Origin of the sequence: Rhodococcus sp. 27YEA6 (assembly GCF_044908235.1) — a bacterium.
Taxonomy (GTDB): domain Bacteria; phylum Actinomycetota; class Actinomycetes; order Mycobacteriales; family Mycobacteriaceae; genus Rhodococcus_F; species Rhodococcus_F qingshengii.
In genome coordinates this window covers 365,515-384,217 of sequence record NZ_JBIYCY010000004.1, presented here as the reverse complement: position 1 = coordinate 384,217, position 18,703 = coordinate 365,515, and the positions used below count along the sequence as shown (strand labels likewise).

Sequence of the window (18,703 nt, the reverse complement as noted above, 5' to 3'; positions counted from 1 at the left end):
GTTACCGGTGCTCGCGCAGTAGCTGAGTCGGTGTCAGACCTGCCAGTGCACGCGTATCGCGTGCGAGGTGGGCTTGGTCGGCGTAGCCGGCGCGACCGGCCAGCGACGACAGCGTGAGTTTTGCGCCGCGGCTGAGAGTCAACACGTCCTGCATTCGTTGCACCTTCTGAATCAGTTTGGGGGACAGCCCGACCGCTGACGTGATCGATCGTCTGAAATGACGTTCGGAAACACCGAGGTCTGCAGCAATCTCTCGTATCGGCGTGGAAGGGGAGGAGATGAGCGCGGAGTAACCACGCTCGATTCCGTGGTCGGGTTCCAGTCCGCGCCACAACTGGCCCAGTAGTTGTGCGTCGACTGCCTCGTGGCGCAGGGCGTCGGCAAGTACCCGCGCTTGTCTGGAAGTGAGGATGTCGTCGATGGCGATCTTCGAATCCTGCACCGCATCGGCAGCTGTGCCGAGCAGGCTCCGCAGAGCCGGTGGATTGATCCGGATGCCCCACATGGTTGTACCGGCGGCGACCGAAACCAGATCGGCACCGGTGGCAGGTCCGACGAGCCACGACTTTCCGGTGCTGTCGACGATGAAGTCTGCGCAGAGATCGGGAAGAATCCGCTTTGCTTCCGTGGGCGCATGGGGGTCGGTAGTGCTTTTCCACGTGCAACTGAAGAGGCCGGCCGAACCGGTGATCCAAGTCTCGACATAGGTGTGGCCGTTTTGTTCAAGACTCGACGCTACCGTCCGACTACCGTCAAGAGCGAGGGTGTCAGTGCCGGTCATCAGATCATCGTCACACACTCGCCGATCACTTCTCGACCCGAAACAGGAGAAATACCGTGTCCGTCTCTCCGAGACTCGATCTCGTCGGAATCGTCACCAACGATCTCGCGCGTTCCCTCGCGTTCTACCGAACCCTCGGGCTCGACATTCCGGAAACACCCGCTGACGCTCCACACGTGGAGTTCACTTTCGACAGTGGGCTTCGGCTGGCCTGGGACGCGCTGTCCACCATCACGAGCTTCGATCCGGACTTCGCTGTCGGGGAAGGTCGACACCCCGTCGCTTTGGCCTTCGATTTCGGGACACCCGCTGCAGTCGACGAGGCGTATCAGCGCATCACAGCCGACTTCCCCGGACACAAGGCGCCGTTCGATGCCGTGTGGGGGCAGCGTTACGCCGTTCTTCTCGATCCCGACGGCAATACCGTGGATCTCTTTGCCGCGCTCTGAATTCGAACGACGCAGGCCCCGAACGAATATCGGTCGGGGCCTGCGGTTGTCGGTGATCGAGTCGTTGTCAGTTCACCAAGCGTTCAGGGTGTCGAGGATCTGGCCTCGGGCCTTCCACAGTTCTGCACCCCAGTACGGCCACGAATGAGTGCCGTTGGCCGGGAAGCTGTACGTTGCCGGAATTCCCAGGGAGTTCATGCGCAGTTGGAATGCCCGTGAGTTCATCAAGGCAAGGGCCTCGAGCCCGATGGCACTACCGGTATTCACGAAGTCGACGGGCCGACGCGGTTGATCGAACTGGCCGGGTAGGCCGCTCGCAGCGGATATGTACAGCGAGAGCCCAGCCAGTTCGGGTGCAAACACGAAGGGATCGTTGCGGAGCCAAGCGGGGTTCCACGGCGGTCCCCACATTGCATCGACATTGAAGGACCCGGCGCTGACCATGGCCACACGGATCGCCTCACGCATGCCTGGAGCTGAGATGTTGAGGTATCCCGAGAGCGAACCGGCGAACTTGAACTGATCGCGGTGATAGGCGGCGAGCGTCAGTGCCGCGCTGCCACCCATGGACAATCCGAGCACACCGTTGTTGGTTCGGGAGACGCCGCGCGATTCCAGATAGGCGGGAAGTTCCTGGGTGAGGAAGGTTTCCCATTTGTACGTGACCGGCTGGCGATTCAAATTGCTGTTCGCATACCAGTCGGAGTAAAAGCTGGACTGCCCGCCGACCGGCATGACCAGGGTGACGTTGTCGCCGCGATACTGCTCGAGAGCGTTGGTCTCGAAACTCCATGCGTTTCGGTCGTCGCGTGCTCGTAGACCGTCGAGAAGATAGAGCGCCGCGTTGCCGCCGCGCGAAGCCCACTGGATCTGAACCTTGATCGGTCCCATCGACGAGTCTACGAACACTTCCTCGTAGCCACCGGCCGGGGCGGTACGCGCGGGCGCTGCGGTCGCTACCGATCCGCTGATCAGGCCTGCGGTCAGGGGGAGTGCGAGTGCTGTCGCGGCGAGGCCCAGGATCCGACGCTTGATTCGTTTCGAAATACGGTTTCTCGAAAGATCCGGGTTCGAAGTATCTGGGTTCTTCGCCAAATCTGTGTGAGCCTCGTGCATGTATCACTCCCGCCCCAAAGGTGCTTGCACACCGAAATCCGACCGAGCCCCCCGAGGCGCGGAATTCCTTATGACACTAAGTGGTCTGTATTGACCTCGACGGCACCGTTACCGGTTCGTTATCAAAGTGGTCCGATTTACCGTAATGCCGTCAGGCGTCGTCGACCGGAGGTTGTGCCACGATTTGCCAACCTCCACGAATCAGGTGTTCACGTACCCGAGCGACGTCCGATTCGTGCGGAATATCGTCGGTGACCTTGGTGATGAGGACGCCGATGTCGATCTGATCGACCGAACCGGGAAAGTCGATCGGATCGACCGGAAGCGGAAAGCCGGCGACGAGATCGTCAGCAAGAACGGCGATCTCGTCGTCGGACAGTTGTCGCCGGAGCAGGGCCATCAAAGGGACGTAGTCCTGCTCCGGCACACCGTTCGGATACCCGGCACGCAGCCAGCCGAGTATCGAAGCCAGAAGTGGTGGAAGACTCAACGAATCGAGCTTCAGTGGTTGTCGAGATCAGCGAGGGGCCAACCGGCGGCAGCAAGGACGGAGGCAACGCGCGCGATGTCCTCGTCCGAGGGAGTCTGGCTCGTCAGATCGGCGATCTGAGCGCTGATCTCGTCGCTCGAGATCACCTGGTCGCTGTTGACGTCGCTCAGTTCTGCGAGTGCAGCGCCGATGGCAATGTCTCGAATTTGCGCGTCCGAGAGTTTGCGTCGTAGCAATGCGACAAGCGGAATGCGGTCCTTGGGCGGTATGCCTTCGGGGTAGCCGGCGCGAAGCCAGTCAAGAATGGATTGAGGAAGGGATGGAGTCGGTGCAGTCACGGTGATGTCTTTCCGCTCGTGAGGGCGCACGGGATCAGAAGATCTCGATGCCGAATGTGTGGCTGAGGAAGCCCTGCATGATGAAGAGGATTCCGGTGACGATCGCGATGAGCACGACCGCGAAGCACACCACTGCGCCTGCCACGGCCAACGGACTGCGAGCCGCGACGGCAGTGCTCCCGCCGCCACTGCCACGTTGTCCGGCGTCGAGCGACTTCAGGCCGATTGCGAAGATCGCCGGTAGTCCGGCGCCCAGCAGGAGGCCGACCAGTACGACCTGCCAGAGCGAGTCGACGGTGTTTTTCAAGATATCCATGTCGATTCCCTCTTTCAGGCTTTGGCGTCGGTGGTGACGCGGGCGTCCGGACCGGGGACCTCTGCAGGCACCAGGCCGCCGTCCCACTCGGCGTTGACGTTGCTCGGATCGATGGGCTCCTTGCGGGAGCGCAGGTACATCCAGCCGGCCAACGCGATGAGCACGGCGAAGACGACCAGGACACCGGGCAGGCCGCCGACGATGTCGGCCAGTCCCCAGCACAGAGCGCCGACGATTGCAGCGGACGGAAGAGTGATCAACCAGGCGACCGCCATACGTCCGGCTACGCCCCAACGAACTTCGGCGCCCTTGCGTCCCAGACCGGTTCCCATGATGGAACCCGTCGCCACATGGGTGGTGGAGAGCGGAAGGCCGAGGTGGCTGGAGGTGAGAATGATTGCAGCAGAGGATGCTTCGGCTGCCATGCCTTGTGGTGCGGCAATCTCGACAAGTCCCTTGCCGAGAGTGCGGATGACTCGCCAACCGCCGAGGTAGGTTCCGGCAGCGATCGCGAGCGCACAGGTGAGCTTGACCCAGAACGGCATGTCCGCGTCGGCGGAAATGGTTCCGTGGGCGACCAGGGCGAGGAAGATGACGCCCATGGTCTTCTGAGCGTCGTTGGTGCCGTGTGCGAGGGAAACGAGTGAAGCCGAACCGATCTGGCCGAGTCGGAAACCTTTGTCCTTGGTTTCTTCTCCGACGTTGGAGGTGATGCGGTAGATGAGCCAGGTGCCGGCCGCGGCAACCAAGCCGGCCACGACGGGCGCGAGAACTGCGGGGATGACAACCTTGCTGAGGACGCCGCTCCAGGCGACACCGCTCATTCCGAGGGACGCGATGGCGGCGCCGATCAGTCCGCCGAACAGCGCGTGTGAGGAACTCGAGGGGATGCCGAGCAACCACGTTGCCAGGTTCCAGATGATGCCGCCGACAAGGCCGGCGAAGACGATGGTGAGCAGCGCTTGGCCACCCACATTTCCGAGGTTCACCACGCCCTTGGCCACGGTGGCAGCAACCTCTACCGAGAGGAAAGCTCCGACCAGGTTCAAGGAAGCAGACAGAGCGACTGCCACCTTGGGCTTGAGGGCGCCGGTTGCAATCGACGTGGCCATAGCGTTGCCAGTGTCATGAAAACCGTTGGTGAAGTCGAACCCCAGAGCGGTTACGACGACGACGAGGAGAACGATGAGTTCCGCATTCACGAGAAGTCATGTTCCAACACCTCCGGGCCTCAAATCGACCTCAGACGTGGTCGTTCCGCGACATTTCCACCACTCGGCACCTGTTGTTCACCTTCGTCCGGATAATTGTCCGTTTTGAAACTCCTGGGGTAGAGAAAATTCATTCGCGTGCATGGTCGTGGAGGTTGTGGAGGCATACGCTCGTTTCATGTCCCTGGGCGAAGAGAAGACGATCTCGGTCACCACATTCCGTAAGAGCGGTGACGGCGTAGCCACGCCGACGTGGGTCGTGCCTCTGCCTGACGGACGTATCGGCTTCTGGACTTCCTCGAAGTCGGGTAAGGCCAAGCGTCTGCGGAACAACCCACGCGTCAGCGTGGTGCCGTGCAACAACCGCGGAAAGGTTGCCGACGGTGCGTCGCCGGTCACCGGGACCGCTCAGTTGGTGAGCGGTGGAGCAGAATTCGACGAGATCCGCAGCAAAGTCAAAGCGAAATACGGTGTGATGGTGCCTATTTCGAAATTCTTCAACACTCTCGGTCACATCGGTAATGGTCCGTTCCCGTACGGCGACACCGGCGTGATCATTTCCGTCGATGCGTAGTCGGGATTGCGCAGCGGAGTAGTCTGAAGGTATGGAACCCACGACCGGGCACCTCTGCCTGACGGTTCCACGAATCCTCCGTCAAGGAGCCTCGTCATGGCGCACATCAGCACTCTCGACTACGCAATGGAAGCGCCGCAGCGCCATGTCGGGCAACCTTTCCCGTCGCCGACGCGGACTCCGCGATTCCTGCTTCGTGGGCAAGGTGCCGTCAAGGCATCGGTTGACGGCGCGTGGTTCCCGTGGACCACGAACGTCACGGCGGAGCTTCACGATCTGATATCCGCACTTTCGCTGAGGTTGGGGCCGATCGCGCGGGTTGCGTTCGACTGGAACACGATCAGCAGCGCGCAGCGTCGTATCGACGAGGTCGACGGACTGGAAGTGCGGGGTCCGTACCCTGGCCAGCCCCACGATTTGATGTATCTCGACGACATCTATGGTCGTCAACTCGTTTTGATGATGATTCCGCCGTACACGGATCCGGACCGCGCGTACGAGGTCATGCGGCGGTTGGTGGATCCTGTCCGCAGTGAAACCTATCGGGTGCAGTGAGATCTTTCTGACGTGCGGGGGTCGAATCTCTCGATTACTGAACATGCGTCCAGTTTGTCTGGTTTGATGGTTCTCGTAACCACGATCTCAGGCGCATTCCTTCAGGTCAGCGCTTGGGCGCGGCAGCTTGACTCCCTGCCGTGTCGTCGGTCCGGCATGTCCACCACCCTCCCGCTGTGCGTGAGCGCCGGACCGAAGGAAGCCCCACCCTCCCCACGGGGGTGGGGCTTCTACTTTGTTCCGGTGCAGGGGTCCGCGCCCGAGCCCAAGGTGATGATCCGTCTGCCGTTCGCTCTGACGTATTTACAGCCGTCACACATCGGACCTGACGATGACCTGATCGACCTCGGTGCCGTGCGGCAAGCGGTGTTGGACACAGCCCGATCGTTGCACCCGGGAGCGGCTATAGAAGGGGGTGAATCGGTCTTCCGTCGAGTACCCCGTCAGCAGGGTGTCGGGATCAGTTGGCTCGTCGGGATCGACAGGGAGACGACCACTTTCGTGTCTGCTGTCACGGGTATCGGCAACGAGGTGATCGTTCACGAACTACCAGAAGATGGCAGCGCCACCTTCGTGTTCGACGAGTGATGCCCGATCCGCTGGGGCCGCCGGGGTGTGTGGCCCAAGCGCACAACACCGATAGGTCGTCACACTGGTACACACAGTCATGACGGAAAACGAGGAGCCTGAGGCAGTGAGCACAACGAGTACAGCGGATACGTTGTTGTCGGGGCCACGCGGACGACGGATGCTGCTTGACTACGTGATGGATGCCGAACGGATCCGGCGACCCGAGCCACATGACGACTCGTTTGGTTCCGCGGTTTTTCTGGCCTCCTATCACCTCGACCCCGACCGAGACTCGAGCGTATTGTTCGGCCCCGGCGCAGACGAAGCGCGGCAGACCGTCGTCACTGCCGACGATGTAGCGCACCGCCTGTCCGAAGTACCGCTTCCCGAGGTGACCGAGGTTGCACTCCGTTCTGCCCTCGCCGCAGCGACGGACACAGCACGCTACTGGCAGGACCCCGACGGTGAAGACATCCTCGTCACAACCGAGCCGGTACGGCATGAGCTTCGACGAGTCGCCGAGCACATCGCACGATCCCAACACTCGCAGTGGTGGACGACCGCGCTCGCCGAGCCCGACCAATGGGTGATAGTGAGTCGGGACGACGACAGCCCCGATACCTTTGAGTCGACGGCTGCAGAACTCCTGAGCGACTGGCATGAGCACACTCTCGCAGCGGAAGCGCGAGCCGCTGATCGTCCGACCGATCCGAAGGCGAACTGGTCCGGTTACTGGTGGTCGAATCCGTCTGTTCGGTGTTCGACACGGGCACTGTTCGACGGGACCCCGGCAGAATTGTGGTTCGTCGAAGACAGCATGGGTTGGAAACGCGTCGCCGTGCGACAAGTCGACGCACCCGCCGGCGCTCGCATATACGAGATCGACGGCGCGCAGGCGTGGGCGGAACTCTGCAGACGGTTCCCCCTCGAGGTCACCGCGGATAAACGACACGACTGGTACCGGACCACCGGACGATCAGGGCGCTGGGTCATCCCCAACTGGCAGCTCGTCGCTGAGAGCTACACGGGCGTGCATCTCACCGTTATGGGATACCTGGCCGCGGCGGGAACCGCGATCGGAGTCGACGACGAGACGGCGAGCGTCATCGCCGGGTGGGCGCCCGACGCAACATGCTGGCTCACTGACCCCGACCGCATCGGCGACGAATCCCGTACCTGGGTGCTCGACGACAGCCGCGAACATCCCGACTGGGTCGAAGAAACGCAACAATGAGTGACAGCCAATCGTGTTCGCTGTGCAATGTCCACTCGGTGAGCATCGCGGAGTGCAAGTCGAGACGGGTAACCCCACCTACGCGGACGAGGTGAGGGGCTGTGTCCGCTCTGGTCCTTGGTCACGGTTGAGTGCTTCTATCAATTTGGCAATGCCAACAGCCGCCTCGTCCTCAGCACCGATATCGGGCGTGCTCGGTTACAGTGCCGTGCATGAGCGGGACAGACTGGTGCAGTCGGCTGTGTGGCGTCGTGGATGTCAGCGATGAGTGACGTTTCGCCGGCAGGTCACCGTTCATCATTTCGACGCTTTCTCACGGCCGCGGTGATCAGTTCGGCCGGCTCGTCGGTGACAGCTGTGGCGATGCCCATTTTGGTAGTGCAGCTTTTGGACGCGACGCCGTTCGAAGTGGGTGTGGTGAACGCGGCTCAGTTGATCCCGTATGCGGTGCTCGGGTTGGTCGCGGGGGTCTACGTCGATCGGTGGCGGCGCAAGCCAATTCTCGTGTGGGCCAGCGTCGGTCGGGCAGTTGTGCTCGGTGCCGTCCCGCTTCTGTGGCTCGCCGGGCTTCTCCACGTCTGGGTTCTGGTCATCGTGTTGCTGTTGTTCGGCTCCTTCTCGGTGTTCGGCTTCGCTGCGATGCAGTCCTTGTTGCCCCGGCTGGTTCCACGCAGTCAACTGGTGAAAGCAAACGCTCGACTCGACCAAGCCGACGCAGCGGCAACGACATTGGGGCCAACGGTCGGAGGCGGACTCATTGGCCTGCTCGGCGCTCCAGTGGTGATTGCCGTCGACGCAATCAGCTATTTCGCTGATGCCGCACTCAATTTCGGGCTCGACGTCGACGAGCCTCGATCCGTTACTCGCTCCCGAAACCTGATGAACGAAGTGCGTGAGGGTCTGAGATTCACGTATCGCCACCGCACTCTCAACCCGCTCGCGATATCGACACACGTGTGGTTCCTTGCCAACGGAGCTGCGTTGACTGTGCTGTCGCTGTTCGCCCTCCGCTCGCTCGGGTTCAGCGCCTACACATACGGTTTGCTGCTGACGACGTTCGGTGTCGCAAGCCTCCTCGGAGCGTCCAGTGCTCACGCGCTCGGCACGCGCATCGGATCAGGACGAGCAGTCATCCTCGCCCGCACGGTATACCCCGTCACCTGGCTTCTCGTGGCCTTCGCGACGGACACAGGTGTCGGCCATGTACTGCTCTTCGCAGCACTGGGCCTGCAAGGGTTGGCAGCGGGCGCGGAGAACGCGAACGAGATGGGCTATTGGCAAACACTCACCCCCGATGAGCTTCTCGGGCGTGTGAATGCCGCCCGACGCTCCGTCAACCGCACCATGGCTGCGCTCGGCGCAGTGATAGCAGGTCTGCTGGTCGGCGCGATCGGTGAACGCCTAACCCTGCTCGGCGTCGTTGTTGTGTTCGCTATCGCTGCAGCCACATTGGGGTTCTCTCCGATACGATATCCGGCGCGCGAACTCTGACCTCGAGACGCGCACCAGCCACGCCTGCCCTCAGCTCGTTTTCGGTCGTAGTTGGCACGGGAGACCGGATCCTTGAGAGCAGCGAACGCTGAAAGATACTTGGCGCGTTTGAGTCTGGCGTTGCCGCTGTGTTGTCGATGCTCACCTTTGACGGACGTTCCAGAGTGATGTGTGCGAGGTGCGACCCCGGCGTAAACCGCGAGCGCCCCTGCGTCGCGGAACGACCGATGTCGGTGATCTCGACGAGCATAGTCACACCGGTCCGTACGCCCATGGATTCACCGACAACAGCATCGACCGCAGGCGTCAACCGGTTTTCGTCGACCGCCAGATCGGCGTCGAATTCGGACAGCATGCGTAGACCCTCGACAAGGTCGCAGGCCTTTCCGATCGGCAACAGCGTATCGGAGAGTGTGCGGGCGGCATCGACGATGATGAAAGCATCTTTCGCGTCGGTCTTTCCGTTGCCGGGTACAGGTCCGCGAAACGCTGTATCCGCAGCCCTGGCAGGTAGGTCGACTACTCGCACTTCGCTACCGGCCTCGGCACAGAAAACTACTGGATCCGGTAGCCGTGCCCGGAGCAGAACTGCGCAGTGGAGAGAGATGTTCCCGGCTACGTGGTGGGCTGCTTTTCCTCGGGGGTGTCGTCGGTTCGGCTACGATTTCCGGTAATCCGGTCTCGGTACTGGATGAGGTGCGGGTCACCGAGTTGTTGCGGCCAGAGTTGGATGTGGAGTCGTATCTGCGGTTGGGTCTCCGGTGTCCGGTAGGCGTCCCAGTACTCAGTCCGTCCCCGAGCAAACACTCGCACTCGGCACGGGCCTGGCCTCGGATGGGGAATTGGATGCGATACCTCACCTGAGAATCCGTCGAAGCAGAGTGCGTCGCTCTCGATGGTGAACGAACCCTCCGCAATGTCTTCCCACACTGTGAGTAGCGAATCCGTGAGCGGAGGGGCAGGTGTTTCGGTGGAGGTGACTGTCACGCGCACGAGCCCGCGTCCACCGGTGTGGATGACGAGTCGGCCTGGTCCGCCAGTGACGAATTGGGGTTCGGTGGGAAACCAACCCGGCGCAAGTGGTTCGCAGTCATCCGGTGAGCGCAGGACGATCGTGTTGTAGAAGGAGTCCACTTCGATTGCGAACGGATCGGGCATCTGTTGCTTCTCCTGCACCCAAGTCGGTATCGGTCGAATGTATACCCGATGTAATTCCGCTCAGATGCGGCGATATCCATCGTCCGTCGGCGAGTATGACCAACCGTGAACAGCGAGGTGGCTGCAGATCTACTTCTCGAACTCAACTTCGTTTTGCTGCGCTACTGATGTCTTGGGAACCGAGTCGAGAGCTGCTCGTTCAAGGTCATTGATCGAATTGCCGAGAGAGTCTTTCCAGCTGTTTCGCCCGTTGATGTTGCCACCGATGAGGACAGTTCCCGCCATGGAAGGACTGTTGAAGAGATAGTCCTTGACGAAGATCAGTCCTTCAGTGTCGATCGTGACTACGCCCTCCGCTTGGAGTGCGTCACGGCGGCGGCTAATCGACGGGTAGGCAGAATCGCGTACCTCTGGACGGCCTCTTGATCCTGCGGCGACGAGCAGGCCTTCGGGTGTCTGATGCCCCGTGGCTCTGCAACCGCCCTCCTTGAAATACAGCACTTCGGATGCAGGCTCGCCGATCGTGTTTCTGCCGTCGCCAGCATTCGATGTCTTGAGGACTGGTTCCAGGATCGGAGCGCCTAGGGTAGCAAGTAGGACCGCGATAGTGTCGAGGAATTCGCGGCAATCGGCTTCGAGCGGGGCCGGCGTAAATGGGTTCGATGCGGCGTTGCCGTTCTGGAGTTCGAAGCGCCCATACTGTTTCGCGCGGTTGATCGACAGCCACTCCAGATACGCCACATGGGTCGATGTCCACTCGTTCGTCAAAGAGACCGCCACCAGGGCTTTGGTCCAGAACTCTTTCTGTCCAGTGTGCTGCTTCAGCCGTTCACCGACGCTGCCTGACTGACCGATATAGCACTGGGGGACGTCTGCGGGTTCGGAACCGAACAGATAGTAGACACCTACTTGGTTGGACTCCGACATCTCCAGAAAGTCCCTCAGCAGTGAGCGTGGCACTTCGAATACGCGCACTGTTCGTGTTGTCAGACTCGCCACCCGTATTCCCGAAGGATCACCTTTAGGTAGAAAGATCTGGATCGTCTGAGCATTTGCCATCGTCAAGTAGCTCCTCGGACATCGACTTCCGGTTACTGCGACAGTAATGGTCGCAGAGCTGGCTGGTGGGGCCGCAATTTGGTTTGCGATTTCCAGATCAGTGGTGCATTTGGTCTTCACAGAGATCTCTCCGAGCCATGTTTAGAGCTCATCCGTTAAACCGGTGGCGCAGATCCCAGGCTCCGGGGTATTCGTAGTCGAGGGGTCGGTGTACTGAACTTCTTCCTCCTCGGTGCAACCGATAGGCCACCAACCAGGATAAACGCTCCGATTCCGATCACGGACCTTATGGAGTAGAGCCGAAATCTTGACCTGCCAACGTCCAACACAATGCCTCCGTCGAGTCAGCGAAACTGGATCCTATCCGGAGGTGAATTCGAACCCTATTAATCCAGGAATCTGTGGCATGTCGAAGTGCAACTGCAATACTCATCGACAGTTGCATCAATCCGATCGTGGTTTGTGTATCGAATCAGGGGACATAGTGAGAACCAAACTAGCGATTTCTATCTGCGCGTCAGCCACATTGTTGTTGGCTGGGTGTGGGGCCGATCCAGTCGAAGGCGCTGCACAAGCGGGGGACAACGCAGCGGCTTCGTCACCGACCACGACGACTCCGTCCGCGCCTGATGTCTGTTCGGGTAAACAGGGCTGTGTGTCTTTGACTGTCGTGGATGTCGACGGCGACGGCAAAGATGATTCGATCGGCCGTGCAGGTGGTCAGATCGTGGTGCTGACAGCTACCGGCATCGAAGCTGCGGTAGCCGGTACGGACTCCAAGTTGCTGACCGATCCGAAGGTCCAGGATGCGGCAGGGTTTGCCGGAGCATGGGACGTTGACGGTGTGCCGGGTGCGGAGGTTGTCGTCGCCACGAAGGAGCTCGGCGGCTCTGCCTCATACAAGGTGTTGTCGTGGGAGGACGCGAATTTGGCCGTCATGTCACCGCCCGCCTCGTTGTACGAAGGCAATCCCGTCGAGTGGAAACTGCATCGAGGCGAAGGGGCCGAGACCGCGGTTCGTTGTACAGGCGACCCGTCCAGGCCGATCGAGGTCTGGAATTTCACCGCGCAGTACGGCGGAAGTTCCTCGCAACCGGCGATGAAGGTGACTTCGTACAGCTATGACGCTGCGAACGGTGGTCAGCTCGGTGACGGTTCCCTGTTCGGGGACGAGCAGAGTTTCTCCGCGGAACCGCAAAACCTCGGACAGATGACCGGATGGCCGTGGCTGTGTGGGGCAAACGCTGTCGATCCCGCAGCGGTTGCGACGGTCAAGTGTGGAACGACCCCGAAAGTCGCGGCGATATCGGCCGGCCTCGACCAGGTGCCGGCCGCAACCCAGATTCCTGGCATCGAGTGGACGTTCTTGGGGGAGACAAACTTTGATCCGTGTGCCGAGCTGAGCTATGCGATCGCCGAAACCAATGGCGGGACCGGTAGTTCGCCGCAGCACGTGATGTTCTTCCACCGTGGGGAGTATCAGGGGACAGCTACGGCGTGTTCGTTCGGCTTCACTTCGGTGATTGATTCCTCCAGCGACAGCGTGACGGTGCAGTACAAGTGGCCGCGAGGGATGGACTCGAATGCGAATCCGTCAGGTCTGGCCACCGCCATCTTCGTATGGGACGGAAACGAGGTCGTGATGCAGAATGACCTTCCCGCAGAGTTGCTCAAGGTCAGTGGCTGCAAGTAGCGGTTTCGACGACGGATGGTCACATCCTGGTGTGAGCTGTGGGCGCGCTAACCATGCAGCCGAGCTCGGAAGGCTGAAAGCTCTTGCGCGACGTCGCTTTCACCGTTGGGAACTTGACGGCAGATTGTTTCGGTATCCGCATCGAAACTGCCACCGGGCAGAGGTACGGCCGCCCTGGCGATACTGATGGCTTTGTCGTCACTGGGGGTATGCGCGTTATCGGGGTTATCCATCTGCCTCTGGCTTGCACTATAGATTGGCGATACTGCTCGGCGCGTTCGCGGGCCTTCGCATGGCAGAGACGTCGGGGCGTCGTGTTGCTGACGTCGATTTCACCCGTGGGGCTGTGCACCGGAAACAGCAGTGGCCGGACAAACCGTTAAAGACCAGGGGAGTGATGCGTCGATTTCGGTGCCGCAGACACTCACGCTCATGCTCTCCTCGTCGGAACTGCAGTGGCCGCATGAGCAGATGGTGACGAACGGGTCAGGAATGGACGCGGCGTCGGGGTTGATCGAGCGGACCCTGCGGACGGTGACGGTGACGGGGAGGTGGACCTACCGGACGAGTTCAGCTTCACGACTTGCGGCACTTTCTCGCCTCGCTGCTCATCGCGTCGGGAGCTGATATCAAGACAGTTCAGCCTCGGGATGCGGCTCCCGAGTGCGAAGGCAATGCTCGGCACTTACGGGCACATGTGCGGCGGACACATTCGATCGGACCGAAACAAGTCCACCCGCCCCGCAGAAGCGGGACGGGTGGACTCGGTACTCGCAGGTCTGACTTACGTCAGGATGCGGATCACACGTCGTAGTAGAGCTCGAACTCGTACGGGTGCGGACGCAGGTTGACCGGAGCGATTTCCTGCTCACGCTTGAGCGAGATCCAGGTCTCGATCAGGTCGGTGGTGAAGACGCCACCCTCGGTCAGGTACTCGTGATCGGCTTCGAGGCGGTTGATGACCGTCTCGAGGCTGGTCGGAGCCTGCGGGATGTTGCGAGCCTCCTCCGGGGGAAGCTCGTAGAGGTCCTTGTCGACCGGAGCCATCGGCTCGATCTTGTTCTTGATGCCGTCCAGGCCGGCCATCATCTGTGCAGCGAAGTTGAGGTACGGGTTACCCGAGGAGTCGGGTGCGCGGAACTCGAGACGCTTTGCCTTCGGGTTGTTGCCCGTGATCGGGATACGGACAGCTGCCGAGCGGTTGCGCTGGCTGTACACGAGGTTGATGGGGGCTTCGTAGCCCGGCACCAGACGGTGGTACGAGTTGATCGTCGGGTTGGTGAAGGCCAACAGCGACGGAGCGTGGTGCAGGATGCCGCCGATGTAGTGGCGCGCCATGTCCGAGAGGCCTGCGTAGCCGGACTCGTCGTGGAAGAGGGGCTTGCCGTCCTTCCACAGGGACTGGTGGACGTGCATGCCCGAGCCGTTGTCACCGAAGAGCGGCTTCGGCATGAAGGTTGCGGACTTGCCGTGCTGCCAGCAGGTGTTCTTGACGATGTACTTGAACAGCTGCAGGTCGTCAGCAGCTGCGAGCAGCGTGTTGAACTTGTAGTTGATCTCCTGCTGTCCGCCGGTGCCGACCTCGTGGTGGCCGCGCTCGAGCTCGAAGCCTGCGTTGGTCAGGTTGGTGGAGATTTCGTCGCGCAGGTCCACGTAGTGGTCGTACGGAGCGACGGGGAAGTAGCCACCCTTGGCGCGAACCTTGTAGCCGAGGTTGGGGGAGCCGTCGGCGTTGGTCTCTGCGCCGGTGTTCCAGGAACCGGAGATGGAATCCAATTCGTAGAAAGCGGAGTTCATGCCGGAGTCGTAGCGAACCGAGTCGAAGATGTAGAACTCGGCCTCGGCGCCGAAGAATGCGGTGTCCGCGATGCCGGTGCTGACCAAGTACTCCTCGGCCTTGCGGGCAACGTTGCGCGGGTCGCGGCTGTAGGACTCACGGGTGAACGGGTCGTGCACGAAGAAGTTGATGTTGAGGGTCTTCGCCTTGCGGAAGGGGTCGATCTGCGCCGTGGTGACGTCGGGAAGCAACATCATGTCGGACTCGTGGATCGACTGGAATCCGCGGACCGAAGATCCGTCGAATGCGAGGCCGTCCTCGAACACGTCCTGGTTGAAAGCAGACGCCGGGATCGAGAAGTGCTGCTGGACGCCGGGCAGGTCGCTGAACCGAATGTCGACGTACTCGATGTTCTCGTCCGCGATGTACTTGATGACCTCTTCGGCCGTGGTGAACGCCACGCTTGTGCTCCTTAAGTCGCTTCAGCCAAGTGATGTCGGTTGAATCCGTCGAGGCAGACGGTAGGGAGCTGGTGTTGCCCGCTCGTCAACCCTTTGTTTCGGCAGTGTTACGCGTCGCAGCATCCTGGGGATTTCCGAAGTCCATGTGACCGGCCACACAGTTAAAACCCGGCAAATCTGGACTACGGTGCCGCGACGCCTATCCTGGACAGCATGGCACGTATCACCGGAACTTGGCTCTCTGGGCCGCAAGCAGCTTTGCCGAAGAGCGCGGACGGCCGTGAGCAGTCGTACCGTGGCGAGCTCCTCGGTTTCCCTCAGGAGGGTCCGGGTTCGCTGGTCGGTTCGGGCCGTCGTATCGCGGCACTGTTGGTGGATTGGGTGATGGCTGTGGGAGTGGCCTCGCTCATCACCGGTGACTTCTTCGACGGTATGACCTCGACTGTCACGCTGATGGTGTGGTTCGCCGTCGGTGTCGTCACCGTGGCTCTGTTCAACTTCACCCCTGGGCAGTTCGTCCTCGGACTTCAGGTTGCGCGTATCGAAGGCCCGATCCGAGTGGGCTTCGTGCGCGCGCTTGGACGTCAGGCACTGCTTGTGTTCGTGATTCCCGCGACCATCACCGACATCGACGGTCGCGGTATGCAGGACCGCGCGACCGGCACTTTGCTCGTGAAATCGCGCTGACACAAACTTCTCGAACGAAGAAAGACCCGGGTCCGTATGGGCCCGGGTCTTTCGTTTGCTGTGGGGGAGTGTCAGCGACGACGAATGGTTCGCTGCATTCCCTTCATCTTCGCGCCTCCGGGCATCGGGCCCTTGGGAAGCGCTGCTCCGCCGCCGCGTGCGCTGAGCGCAGCGAGGCGACCTTCGATGTTGTCCATGCGCTTGGTGTCGATGTTGCGGGGCAACTTGTTCAAGTAGCGCTGGAGCTGCGAGAGCGGAACCTGGCCCTCGTCGTTTCCGATGATGATGTCGTAGATCGGGGTGTCGCCGATGAGGCGGGCAGTCTTCTTCTTCTCCTGCGCGAGGAGGCCCTTGACGCGTTGCGGCGAACCTTCGGCGACGAGGATGACACCCGGCCGTCCGACGACGCGGTGAACGGCATCGAGTTGGGTAGTGCCGGCGACGGCATTCGTGACGCGCCACGCACCCTGCATGTTGTCGAGCGCCCACGCAGCGGCACCGGCCTGACCTTCAGCCTTCTTGTACACCGATTTCTGGACGCGACGACCGAAGATGATGAAGGCGCCGAGGAGACCGAGAACGATGCCGATCGGCAGCAGGAACCACTGAAGGCCCCAGATGAGGCCGACCAGGAAGAAGACCAGAGCCGCACCGACGAGGGTGCCGATCATCAGCGGCAGGAGGAGCTTGTCGTCCTTGCGCTGCATCTGGAATGCCTGCCAGAGCTGAGTTCTACGTTCCTTGGAAGCCTGCTTGCGGGCAGCCTTCGCTGCAGCCTTTGCCTCTTTGGTGGGTTTGCCCTTACCGGATTTGCTGCCGTTCGCCATGTACCCAGGATACGTCCATTGCTGTGCGCCTTTACTAACCGCCCGCGGTTAATAAAGGCGCACAGCAAAAAGTGGATCAGCGATTCAGGCGCGCCATGAGTGAGCTGGCTTCCTGGGAAGCGTCGCCGCCCTCGGTCAGATGACGCTGCGCCTCGGGAAGTTCACGGCCGTGATGTGCCATGGCCTGCGCATACAGGCGGCCGGCGCGGTACGACGAGCGAACCAACGGACCGGCCATGACGCCGGCGAAGCCCATCTCTTCTGCAGCCTTCGAGTGTGCGACGAACTCCTCGGGCTTGACCCACCGCTCGACGGGGTGGTGCCGGGGCGAGGGTCGCAGGTACTGGGTGATGGTGAGGATGTCGCAACCGGCGGCGTGGAGATCTGCCATCGCCTCGGTGACCTCTTCAGGGGTTTCGCCCATGCCGAGGATCAGGTTGGACTTGGTGACCAGTCCGTAGTCGCGTGCTGCGGTGATGACGTCGAGGCTGCGCTGGTACCGGAATGCCGGACGGATCCGCTTGAAGATGCGGGGGACGGTCTCGAGGTTGTGTGCGAGGACCTCGGGGCGTGAGGCGAAGACCTCGTCGAGCAGTTCGGGCTTGCCGTTGAAGTCCGGAACCAGGTTCTCGACGCCGGTGCCCGGGTTGAGTTCGTGGATCTTGCGGACGGTCTCGGCGTAGAGCCAGGCGCCGCCGTCGGGGAGGTCGTCGCGGGCGACGCCGGTGATCGTGGAGTACCGAAGGCCCATGGCCTGAACGCTTTCCGCGACGCGACGGGGCTCGTCGCGGTCGAGGGCTTCGGGCTTGCCGGTGTCGATCTGGCAGAAGTCGCAGCGGCGTGTGCACTGCTCACCGCCGATCAGGAACGTGGCTTCGCGGTCTTCCCAGCACTCGTAGATGTTGGGGCAGCCCGCTTCCTCGCAGACGGTGTGCAAACCTTCACGCTTGACCAGGCCCTTGAGCTCCGTGTACTCGGGGCCCATCTTTGCTCGGGTCTTGATCCAGTTGGGTTTGCGTTCGATGGGCGTCTCCGCGTTTCGGATCTCGAGACGGAGCAGCTTACGTCCTTCTGGGGCGATAGTCACGACAGTGATCCTACGCCCGGTGATTACTGCAACGGGGTTCGGGCGAGCCCGTCAGCTGTACTGAACGGTAGTAAAAGTCGGAGTAGGCGAGGCGCTTTCGAAGGTGACGCGCTCGACGTTCCGTTCGGTGACGGGCATGGTTCCGTCGAGAGCAGCGATTACTGCCTCGGTCACAGCGGGAGTGACTTCGTCTACGGTGACGTCGCGACCGAGTTCATGCGACAGCGTCGTGACCCCGGCGTCACGGATGCCGCAGGGAATGATGTTGTCGAATCCGGTCAGGACCGAATTGCAGTTCAGGGAGAAGCCGTGCAGTGCCACGCCCCGTTGGACGCGCACGCCGATGGCAGAAACCTTGCGCTCGGGCTTCCATTGCCCGTTTGCGAGTTCGGCAGGCAGCCAGACGCCGGAGCGGCCGTCGATGCGCCCGCAGTTCAGGCCGAGGTCCGTGCACACCGTGATCAGTGCTTCCTCGATGCGTCGGACATACCGCACCACGTCGATGGGCTCGGCCAGTTTCACGATCGGATATCCCACCAGCTGGCCGGGGCCGTGCCAGGTGATCTTCCCGCCGCGGTCGACGTCGATGACAGGCGTGCCGTCGACGGGACGATCTTCGGGTTCCGTGCGTCGTCCTGCCGTGTACACCGGCGGGTGTTCGAGGAGCAGTAGCGTGTCCGGTCCGATGTCGTCCGCCCGCGCAGCCGCGAGCTCACGCTGGCGGTCCCACGCGGCGTTGTAGTCGATCGAACCGAGTTGCTCGACGGCGATCGGCAGTTTCGAGAACCGGGCGGAAACGGCAGCGCTGCTCATGGACGTAGAGATTACG

Annotated in this window: 21 protein-coding genes and 2 pseudogenes; 9 read left to right on the top strand and 14 right to left on the bottom strand. The window is 61.5% G+C overall.

Annotated elements, in window-relative coordinates:
- Window position 1: 1 nt before the first annotated feature.
- Complete coding sequence (locus ABH939_RS14405; protein ID WP_252194467.1) at window positions 2–781, bottom strand: AraC family transcriptional regulator; 780 nt, start codon at window positions 779–781, stop codon at window positions 2–4.
- Window positions 782–837: 56 nt separating this feature from the next.
- Here ABH939_RS14405 and ABH939_RS14400 point away from each other — a divergent pair, with 56 nt between their 5' ends.
- Window positions 838–1,230 (top strand): VOC family protein, encoded by a 393-nt coding sequence (locus ABH939_RS14400; RefSeq protein ID WP_042921874.1) that lies wholly within the window; start codon window positions 838–840, stop codon window positions 1,228–1,230.
- Window positions 1,231–1,302: 72 nt separating this feature from the next.
- Here ABH939_RS14400 and ABH939_RS14395 read toward each other — a convergent pair whose 3' ends face one another.
- From ABH939_RS14395 to ABH939_RS14375, 5 genes are all read right to left on the bottom strand, one after another.
- Entirely contained in the window at window positions 1,303–2,346 is a 1,044-nt protein-coding gene (locus tag ABH939_RS14395; RefSeq protein ID WP_404649737.1) for an alpha/beta hydrolase, read from the bottom strand.
- Window positions 2,347–2,497: 151 nt separating this feature from the next.
- Window positions 2,498–2,836 (bottom strand): DUF3349 domain-containing protein, encoded by a 339-nt coding sequence (locus tag ABH939_RS14390; protein WP_404649736.1) that lies wholly within the window; start codon window positions 2,834–2,836, stop codon window positions 2,498–2,500.
- Window positions 2,837–2,847: 11 nt separating this feature from the next.
- Window positions 2,848–3,174: a DUF3349 domain-containing protein gene (locus ABH939_RS14385; RefSeq protein ID WP_003941653.1), complete on the bottom strand. Its 327-nt coding sequence runs from the start codon at window positions 3,172–3,174 to the stop codon at window positions 2,848–2,850.
- Between the two features lie 34 nt (window positions 3,175–3,208).
- On the bottom strand, window positions 3,209–3,490 hold the full coding sequence (locus ABH939_RS14380; RefSeq protein WP_003941641.1) for a hypothetical protein: 282 nt from the start codon (window positions 3,488–3,490) through the stop codon (window positions 3,209–3,211).
- 14 nt (window positions 3,491–3,504) lie between these two features.
- Window positions 3,505–4,692, bottom strand: a complete 1,188-nt coding sequence (locus ABH939_RS14375) for an inorganic phosphate transporter (RefSeq protein WP_007735433.1) — start codon at window positions 4,690–4,692, stop codon at window positions 3,505–3,507.
- Window positions 4,693–4,879: 187 nt separating this feature from the next.
- Between ABH939_RS14375 and ABH939_RS14370 the strand changes: the two genes are divergently transcribed.
- The 5 genes from ABH939_RS14370 to ABH939_RS14350 all read left to right on the top strand — a co-directional run bounded on the left by ABH939_RS14370 (window position 4,880) and on the right by ABH939_RS14350 (window position 9,125).
- Complete coding sequence (locus ABH939_RS14370; protein ID WP_037129725.1) at window positions 4,880–5,275, top strand: PPOX class F420-dependent oxidoreductase; 396 nt, start codon at window positions 4,880–4,882, stop codon at window positions 5,273–5,275.
- A 96-nt stretch (window positions 5,276–5,371) separates the two neighbouring features.
- Window positions 5,372–5,830: a DUF5994 family protein gene (locus ABH939_RS14365; protein WP_042921868.1), complete on the top strand. Its 459-nt coding sequence runs from the start codon at window positions 5,372–5,374 to the stop codon at window positions 5,828–5,830.
- 156 nt (window positions 5,831–5,986) lie between these two features.
- Window positions 5,987–6,418 (top strand): hypothetical protein, encoded by a 432-nt coding sequence (locus ABH939_RS14360; RefSeq protein WP_404649735.1) that lies wholly within the window; start codon window positions 5,987–5,989, stop codon window positions 6,416–6,418.
- Window positions 6,419–6,578: 160 nt separating this feature from the next.
- Complete coding sequence (locus ABH939_RS14355; RefSeq protein WP_404649757.1) at window positions 6,579–7,634, top strand: hypothetical protein; 1,056 nt, start codon at window positions 6,579–6,581, stop codon at window positions 7,632–7,634.
- Window positions 7,635–7,898: 264 nt separating this feature from the next.
- A complete protein-coding gene (locus ABH939_RS14350; protein WP_404649734.1) occupies window positions 7,899–9,125 on the top strand; it encodes an MFS transporter in 1,227 nt (408 codons plus the stop codon).
- A gap of 59 nt (window positions 9,126–9,184) precedes the next feature.
- On the opposite strand, the pseudogene ABH939_RS14345 reads toward ABH939_RS14350, so the two are convergent.
- From ABH939_RS14345 to ABH939_RS14330, 4 genes and pseudogenes are all read right to left on the bottom strand, one after another.
- Window positions 9,185–9,403 (bottom strand): annotated as a pseudogene (locus ABH939_RS14345) (transposase); the annotation flags it as partial.
- A 74-nt stretch (window positions 9,404–9,477) separates the two neighbouring features.
- A pseudogene (locus tag ABH939_RS14340) lies at window positions 9,478–9,638 on the bottom strand (transposase); the annotation flags it as partial.
- A 102-nt stretch (window positions 9,639–9,740) separates the two neighbouring features.
- Window positions 9,741–10,283 carry a hypothetical protein gene (locus ABH939_RS14335; protein ID WP_125051370.1) on the bottom strand — a complete coding sequence of 181 codons (543 nt, stop codon included), beginning with the start codon at window positions 10,281–10,283 and terminating at the stop codon, window positions 9,741–9,743.
- Between the two features lie 129 nt (window positions 10,284–10,412).
- Window positions 10,413–11,342: a GIY-YIG nuclease family protein gene (locus ABH939_RS14330; protein ID WP_270008483.1), complete on the bottom strand. Its 930-nt coding sequence runs from the start codon at window positions 11,340–11,342 to the stop codon at window positions 10,413–10,415.
- A 655-nt stretch (window positions 11,343–11,997) separates the two neighbouring features.
- Here ABH939_RS14330 and ABH939_RS14325 point away from each other — a divergent pair.
- Window positions 11,998–13,035, top strand: coding sequence for an LppP/LprE family lipoprotein (locus tag ABH939_RS14325; RefSeq protein ID WP_270008484.1), 1,038 nt, complete (start codon window positions 11,998–12,000; stop codon window positions 13,033–13,035).
- Between the two features lie 363 nt (window positions 13,036–13,398).
- Window positions 13,399–13,662: a hypothetical protein gene (locus tag ABH939_RS14320; RefSeq protein WP_125051366.1), complete on the top strand. Its 264-nt coding sequence runs from the start codon at window positions 13,399–13,401 to the stop codon at window positions 13,660–13,662.
- Between the two features lie 174 nt (window positions 13,663–13,836).
- On the opposite strand, the gene glnA is transcribed toward ABH939_RS14320, so the two are convergent.
- Window positions 13,837–15,273 carry a type I glutamate--ammonia ligase gene (glnA, locus tag ABH939_RS14315; protein WP_003941609.1) on the bottom strand — a complete coding sequence of 479 codons (1,437 nt, stop codon included), beginning with the start codon at window positions 15,271–15,273 and terminating at the stop codon, window positions 13,837–13,839.
- A 213-nt stretch (window positions 15,274–15,486) separates the two neighbouring features.
- Between glnA and ABH939_RS14310 the strand changes: the two genes are divergently transcribed.
- Window positions 15,487–15,960, top strand: coding sequence for an RDD family protein (locus ABH939_RS14310; RefSeq protein ID WP_003941579.1), 474 nt, complete (start codon window positions 15,487–15,489; stop codon window positions 15,958–15,960).
- A gap of 71 nt (window positions 15,961–16,031) precedes the next feature.
- On the opposite strand, the gene ABH939_RS14305 is transcribed toward ABH939_RS14310, so the two are convergent.
- From ABH939_RS14305 to lipB, 3 genes are all read right to left on the bottom strand, one after another.
- Window positions 16,032–16,787: a DUF4191 domain-containing protein gene (locus ABH939_RS14305; protein ID WP_003941625.1), complete on the bottom strand. Its 756-nt coding sequence runs from the start codon at window positions 16,785–16,787 to the stop codon at window positions 16,032–16,034.
- A 76-nt stretch (window positions 16,788–16,863) separates the two neighbouring features.
- Entirely contained in the window at window positions 16,864–17,874 is a 1,011-nt protein-coding gene (gene lipA, locus ABH939_RS14300; protein WP_003941610.1) for a lipoyl synthase, read from the bottom strand.
- A gap of 51 nt (window positions 17,875–17,925) precedes the next feature.
- Window positions 17,926–18,687, bottom strand: coding sequence for a lipoyl(octanoyl) transferase LipB (lipB, locus tag ABH939_RS14295; protein WP_003941602.1), 762 nt, complete (start codon window positions 18,685–18,687; stop codon window positions 17,926–17,928).
- Between the last annotated feature and the right edge of the window lie 16 nt (window positions 18,688–18,703).